We start from the raw sequence: 6,245 nt of genomic DNA on the forward strand, positions 1-6,245 counted from the left end.
CAAGAAAAATTTGCTGATCCATTTCGCCCCCGAAAAATCACCGCGAATTCATCGATAGCATTGTGCATGATTTCGTCAACTGAGAATTGAACTTTGGTGTGGTTTGGTGTTCATTTTAACCAGCCTCATCTTGAGTCAATTGTCCGGTGGTATGCTGCATACGAGAAAACAAGTGCTTGCTCTCGATTGCGACCGCGAGAATCATAGAGGTAACTATTATGCGGGTTGGTCATCAGTGAAATATAAGATGAATGGTGTTAGCTTATCGATTAAAAATATTTTAAGATAGTGTAAAATAGGGCGATTGGCATGATATTATACGAGTGAGTACTAGTTTAACCTTCCAAGCCATCTGGTGCTACGCGTGACGCTATTTTAGTAACTCGACGTCTGTGTTAGGCAGACATTGGGGCAGTCGTTCCATTGCTCCGGGGCAAGGGGATGCCGCGATTTGCAGCTTTGGTGAGACATCTCGACCATAGCCATTCGAAGAACTCCGAAGCCTCCAGCCCGGCCAGTGTGGTCCATTGTTTGAGGATATCGTTGACAGGTTTTGGGTCGAGAGGCCGGTGTGACATTATCCCAACGATTGATATTTCGGGAGATGCTTCCGACCTAGATCCTAGCGGTTGCCAACCAGGCATCAAGCGCCTCGACCGGCTGGCCCGTGAGATAAACGACCGCGTTGTGATCCGTCACCGACGTCTTGGTACGAGCAATGTGGGCGACAAGAGAGGGGCCGTCGCCGTGCTAGATCGGCGACTCGACGGCGAACTGCTCTTTGCGTAAACCGGCGACTTCGCTGCGAGGACGACCGCCTGGCGCAAACGCTGCCATCAGGATTGCGCGGTAGCGAATGTTCGCTTCTTTGCGCATCTTTTCCGCGAGCCGCTAATCCGCACGCGGCCTCAAATCGGCTACGATATCCGTTGTAGCCGTGATCCGGAAAAGTGAAGCGAAAAACTGTTCCGGTTGACATCGGCGCGAACCGGTTAAACGCTTGAAAAACATAGATAAAGAAAGATTGGCTGGGGAACCTGGAGCCGGACTGACCTTCGGGAATCCTATTGTATTTCAATGCTTTGCTCGACGTCGCGTCAACAATGTGGGGGCAGTTTGTGGGGGTGTCAACAATTATGTCGCGGCTTCAGTTTGGCCGATAAAAATTTAAGTCGCTTACGATGATGAAAAAGTAATATTTCCTCTCTAGGTTGCGCGCAAAACTAGAGAGGTGTGGATGTCACGAGTTTTCGACAATGATGGTCTTGCAGACTTAGCCAGTAAAATCGATCAGAAAGTGCAAGCCCTGCTTGATAGGATGTACATCCAAGATATGGTTGTTGAAGAGGAGGATTTTTCTCAGCTTATTGTCAATGACATATCCCAAGTCGTCAACAATTACAGTTTGAGGCTAAAGCCAAAGCCATCTCACGGAATGTATTTCACATCAAGTCAAGAAGATATAAAATTAAAATCGTCTTCCATCGATGGAAGAAATGAGTATTACATGGACGGCCGCCCAATGAAAAGAAAAGGGCGAGGATCGGAAGAAAAAATAACTGGAGCGGATATGTTGTTTTTCTTTGAGTCGGATGGAATTGATGGATTGGAGCCTAAGAAGGGTTTATTGGCGCAAGCAAAGAGGTGGAAAGAAGATTTTCATTATACTAGTTTAGAGGATTTATTTGAAAAATGCAGAATCATGAATGGCGTAACAGAACATTCATATGCATTTATCTACGCGAGAAACGGCCTTTTCGTGTACCGAAACCCAATAACGGTTGGAACGAAGCGTCTTCGTGCGGACGAGACTAAAGTCAGCATCGGCAGGCTTGTCGCTGACTTTGTCGATTGCTCTATCGGTGATCCCGAGATTACAGAGAAGAACGGTACAAGGTTTCTCCCTGTGGCGAAGGCTCTGAAGAAACGAAGGCTTAAGGAGGCTGCTCGGGCAATGGGGGGATCGGCACTGATAATTGAGGCCACTTCGTAGCATTCTACTTCCAAGTCCTATCAGATGAGAAATTGACCCGATCACGTCGTCAGGTGAGCATAGAAAAAGCCGCTGACATTGGGCTGGCACCCTCGGCGGCTTTTTTGGAGAGCGTTCAATAGTGATGAACAATGGCCGTGATTTTGTGAAGACCCATTTGACGGTCGTTTGAGCCCCGGGCTCGGATATTCACCATCCGAAGCCGCCCAGAACCACGTTTTTCCAAACCAAATTGTTGACAACGCCCCGTCTGACCTGACGAGACGGCGTGCGGACGCTGCCGCAGCGCGTGCCATCATCATGGATGCCGCGAACGATCCTGCCCGCAAGACACATGGCAAGGTCCTGCGCTCGAATACCGGCTGGATGCTCGATCCGGTCGCGTGGGCCAAGCGGGCCAGCGCCACGCAGCGGCTGAGAGAGCAGACGGAGCGCATCGTGTCGGCGCTGACACGGGCTGGCATCGACGTGACCCGCGACGGTGAGGTAACGCTGATATCGGCAGTCACCGGGATCGTGGAAACGATGGCATCATACCGGGCGTGCCGCTTCCTGCCGACTATCGCGGCCCACGATCGCAGGCCGATGGTGAATGGATTGAAGTTGTTCATGATCGGACACAAGAGTTCAAGGTTTTTCAGGTACGCCGTCATGACATGTGCCGAGCCTGTCCCTGCGTTCGGCGATCTCCGGAAGGCGATTCAGGATTTGTCCCGGCGCATCATGCGATGGGCGAACTACCTCAAGAAGTCGAGACCGAAGGGCGGCGGCGGATATGATGGCAAGGTTCTGTTTGGGGGAATAGAATTCACCCGGGCAACGGCGGAAGAACGCGGTATGACCGACCGACATGCGGCCATGGCTGGCAGGTCCAGCATGGTGTAGTACCGTTCTTCAGCCTCGGCGGGCGGAATGTTTCCGATGGGCTCAAGAAGGCGGCGGTGTTGAACCAATCGACCTATTCGAGCGTGGCGAACTCCACGGCTTCGAAGTTGGGCCACGGTCCCCGTCGAAGGATGACTTCGGCCTTGTAAAGACCGTTGATCGTTTCGGCGAGGGTGTTGTCGTAATTGTCACCAACGCTTCCGACAGACGTCTCTATGCCCGCCTCGGCCAGTCGTTCGGAATAGCGAATGGACAGGTATTGCAAGCCGCGGTCGGAATGATAAACCAGCCCGCCGCGATGAACGTGCCGCCGATCATGAAGCGCCTGATCGAGGGCATCGAGCACAAAGCGCGCATGGGCCGTCCGGCTTGCTCGCCAACCGACGATGCGGCGAGCGAAGGCATCGATGACGGACGCAAGATAAACGAAGCCCTGCCAGGTCGCCACGTATGTGAAGTCGGAAAGCCACAGCATGTTCGGTGCTGGAGGCTTGAAGTGGCGATTGACGCGGTCGAGCGGACATGGGCCAGACCCGTCCGACACGGTGGTTTTGACAGGCTTGCCGCGAATGACGCCTTGAAGCCCCATCATTCTCATGATCCTTGCCGCGGTGCAGCGAGCGACATCGAAGCCTTCTCGCTGCAACTGTCGCCAGACTTTCCGCACGCCATTGACCTGGAAATCCTCGTTGAACACCCGGCGAATCTCGACTTTCATGGCAATATCATTCCGTTCGCGGGCCGATAGGCGGTTCACGTCCGTGCGGTTGGCGATAACCTCATAATAAGTGGACGGGGCAATCGGCAGCAGCCTGCAGATCGGTTCGACCCCGAGTACCGAGCGGTGTTCGTCGATGAAGGAAATCATCGCTTCAGTGGGCGATCGAGCTCCACCTGGGCAAAATACGCCGAGGCTTTGCGTAAAATCTCATTCGCCTGACGAAGCTCGCGGTCCAGAGCCTTCATCTTATTCGCCACGTCATTTGGCAAACCTGCACGCTTGCCGCTATCGACCGCGGCCTTCTTCACCCATTCATGGAGGGTATGCGTCTAGCAGCCGATCTTGGCCGCTATCGATGATACAGCCGCCCAACGGGTGGGATATTCGGCTTCATGCTCCGCCACCGTCCGAACGGCACGGGCAAGAACTTCAGGAGAAAACTTGTTCGTCGTTTTGCTTGTCATAGACCCTACTTCTCACCAGTTGGGGTCTCCGGCAAACCCGGTGCGGTTCATTGTGCTGACGAAGCGTGCCATTTCGCGCTACCAACTATTGCCGACGTGCGGCATCAGGATTTCACATTTGCCATAATGGCACTTTTCACTCTGACTTTCGCGCCTATTGCGCCCGTGAGCTCACCTTGCAGTCACGCGCTCCAAAGCTGCCAGGATTGTTGCAGCGATGAAGGGCTTAGATCGATTACTAACGGCTCAACCCAAGCCCCTGCGACCGGTCAAGTCGCCGTCTCAGCGCATGGTCATGGCTGAGCTCGGCATGGCGTGTACGATCCACCATGCGGGCGATCGTCTTGATCTGCTCGGCCTGCTTTGCGAGCTCCGGGCGTGCCGCAAGCTCCTCGGCGAACCTGTGAGGATCGGAACTACCAAACCGCCGCGTGAGCGCTTCGGCCACCAGCTTGGCCTCATCGAGCGCGGCTCGGCCCTCAGGTGACGCGCGGATCTCCGAGATAAACTGGTTCCGCTTCTCGACCGGCGTCTTTTCCACCTTGGCAATGATTCCGGCGCTGCGCGGCGTGAGGGCAGGGACCTCGATCACATCACGCTGTTCGCGCTGCCATTGTTCGCTCTCGCGCTCTTCTCCAAGCCGGCGCTGCCATGCCTCGGAGACATAGCCGATATGGGCAGACAAAGACCTGGCATATTGCAGCGCCTCTTTCCGCTCCTTGTTGTTTCCGAACAGACCCGACTTGCCGCGTAGTTCCCCGAACCGCTCGGGCTGCTCGGCCATGGCCTTTGCCATGATTTTTCCATTGCCTTCCTTCTCGGTCATCGCGGTGCGCAGTCTCGCCGCGACCTCGACCGAATCACGGAACACGTGCCGCGCGATGGACTCAACCGTATCGAACCTGTGATCGATGACGGACATCGCTTTTTCCTGGGCCACCTCTTCGATGCTGCGGTCGTGACGCGTGATCGCCGGCACCAGCGGAGCGAGATTACCGGTTTCCAACGGCAATTGCTGGCCGACAGCTTCTGTGGGGGCAGGGACGGCGCCGTTTTGCGACATGAGGTCGGACCACCGAATGCGGCGATATCCTTTATAGTCCTCTGTCCGGTCGTCGCGCCGATCGCCATCAATTGTTCGGGCAAACGGATTGCGAGGATCTTCGCTGCGAACAGGGCCGGCCAGATCGCCGGCACGTTCCTCGTAAACCTGCTGACGCTCTGATGGCCGATCCTGCTGCTCCCGTTGCAGATGGGCCGCACGGGACAAGACGTCTTGACGGTCATTTCGGGCGGAAGCAAGTTCGATCTCGCTTCTCACCGCAAACTCTTGCCCCATCCATCTATCGCTTGCGATCCCGCGCCGCTCGGCAAAGTCCCTGACGTAATCCAGCGTGGTTTCCTTCGCGCCGGAACGCGACAGGCGGCTTGTCAGCTGCTCGTACGCCAACGCGTCACCCTGATCAACCAGCCGGCCCGCCCTGGCGAACTCCTGGCTGTTTGCATAGAGTTGCACGCTGTCGCGATGCCTTGTCATGGCAACATAGGTCAGATGCCGGTCCATGCTGCTCGACGCCAGCACAAAGGCGCGATCGACTGTCGCCCCCTGGTTTTTATGGATCGTCGTCGCATAGCCGTGGTCGATCGCCTGATAGCTGTCTGTCGGAATGCTGACACTGTCGCCACCTCGACCATCGAGCCGGGCGATGATCTTGCCCGGCTCCACATGCTCGACCGTGCCAAGCATGCCGTTTTTGACGCCGAGGTCGCGGTTGTTTTCGAGGTTGTTGGTCTGGAAGGTGAGTTCGCGACCGGCCTCACCATCCCCACGGTCAACATCGTCGCCCAGCCCGTGGCTGCGCTCCAGCCTTTGTCTGTTCTGAAGCTCGGAGCGGATGGCGGCATTGAGGGCGCGCACATCGGCACGGCGATGCGCCATGGCAACCCGGGTGCCTTGCGGATGCTCTTCGTTATCGGCAAGATAATCACGCACGATCTGCGCCATCGCCTTGTCGCGGCTTTCCGCAAAGAGGATGTCGCCGTGATCGCGATAGGCGGCCAGCCCCTCGGCCGTCTTGTGGGTCGCAAAGGCTACCGATGCCTGCCTCTGCCAATCATGGCGCTGGCGGCGTATCCCGGAAAGTTCGACATGACCAATGTGCTCGGCAATCGCCCTGAAGGG

At 55.8% G+C, this 6,245-nt stretch carries 3 protein-coding genes, 1 pseudogene and 1 other annotated feature; of the genes and pseudogenes, 1 reads left to right on the top strand and 3 read right to left on the bottom strand.

What is annotated here, in order from left to right:
• The first annotated feature begins 1,237 nt into the window (after positions 1-1,237).
• A complete protein-coding gene (locus tag ASD46_RS23080) occupies positions 1,238-1,993 on the top strand; it encodes a hypothetical protein (protein WP_060642784.1) in 756 nt (251 codons plus the stop codon).
• A 41-nt stretch (positions 1,994-2,034) separates the two neighbouring features.
• Here ASD46_RS23080 and ASD46_RS27235 read toward each other — a convergent pair whose 3' ends face one another.
• The 3 genes and pseudogenes from ASD46_RS27235 to ASD46_RS23095 all read right to left on the bottom strand — a co-directional run.
• On the bottom strand, positions 2,035-2,646 hold the full coding sequence (locus tag ASD46_RS27235; RefSeq protein ID WP_156390097.1) for a hypothetical protein: 612 nt from the start codon (positions 2,644-2,646) through the stop codon (positions 2,035-2,037).
• A gap of 198 nt (positions 2,647-2,844) precedes the next feature.
• Positions 2,845-4,063: pseudogene (locus tag ASD46_RS23085) on the bottom strand (IS3 family transposase); the annotation flags it as partial.
• Positions 3,672-3,788: a sequence feature (AL1L pseudoknot), on the bottom strand. (Overlaps the previous pseudogene by 117 nt.)
• A 238-nt stretch (positions 4,064-4,301) precedes the next feature.
• On the bottom strand, positions 4,302-6,245 hold a 1,944-nt coding region (locus ASD46_RS23095), incomplete at its 5' end, for a BID domain-containing protein (protein ID WP_323455146.1).

This window comes from Rhizobium sp. Root491 (assembly GCF_001427205.1).
GTDB lineage: Bacteria > Pseudomonadota > Alphaproteobacteria > Rhizobiales > Rhizobiaceae > Agrobacterium > Agrobacterium tumefaciens.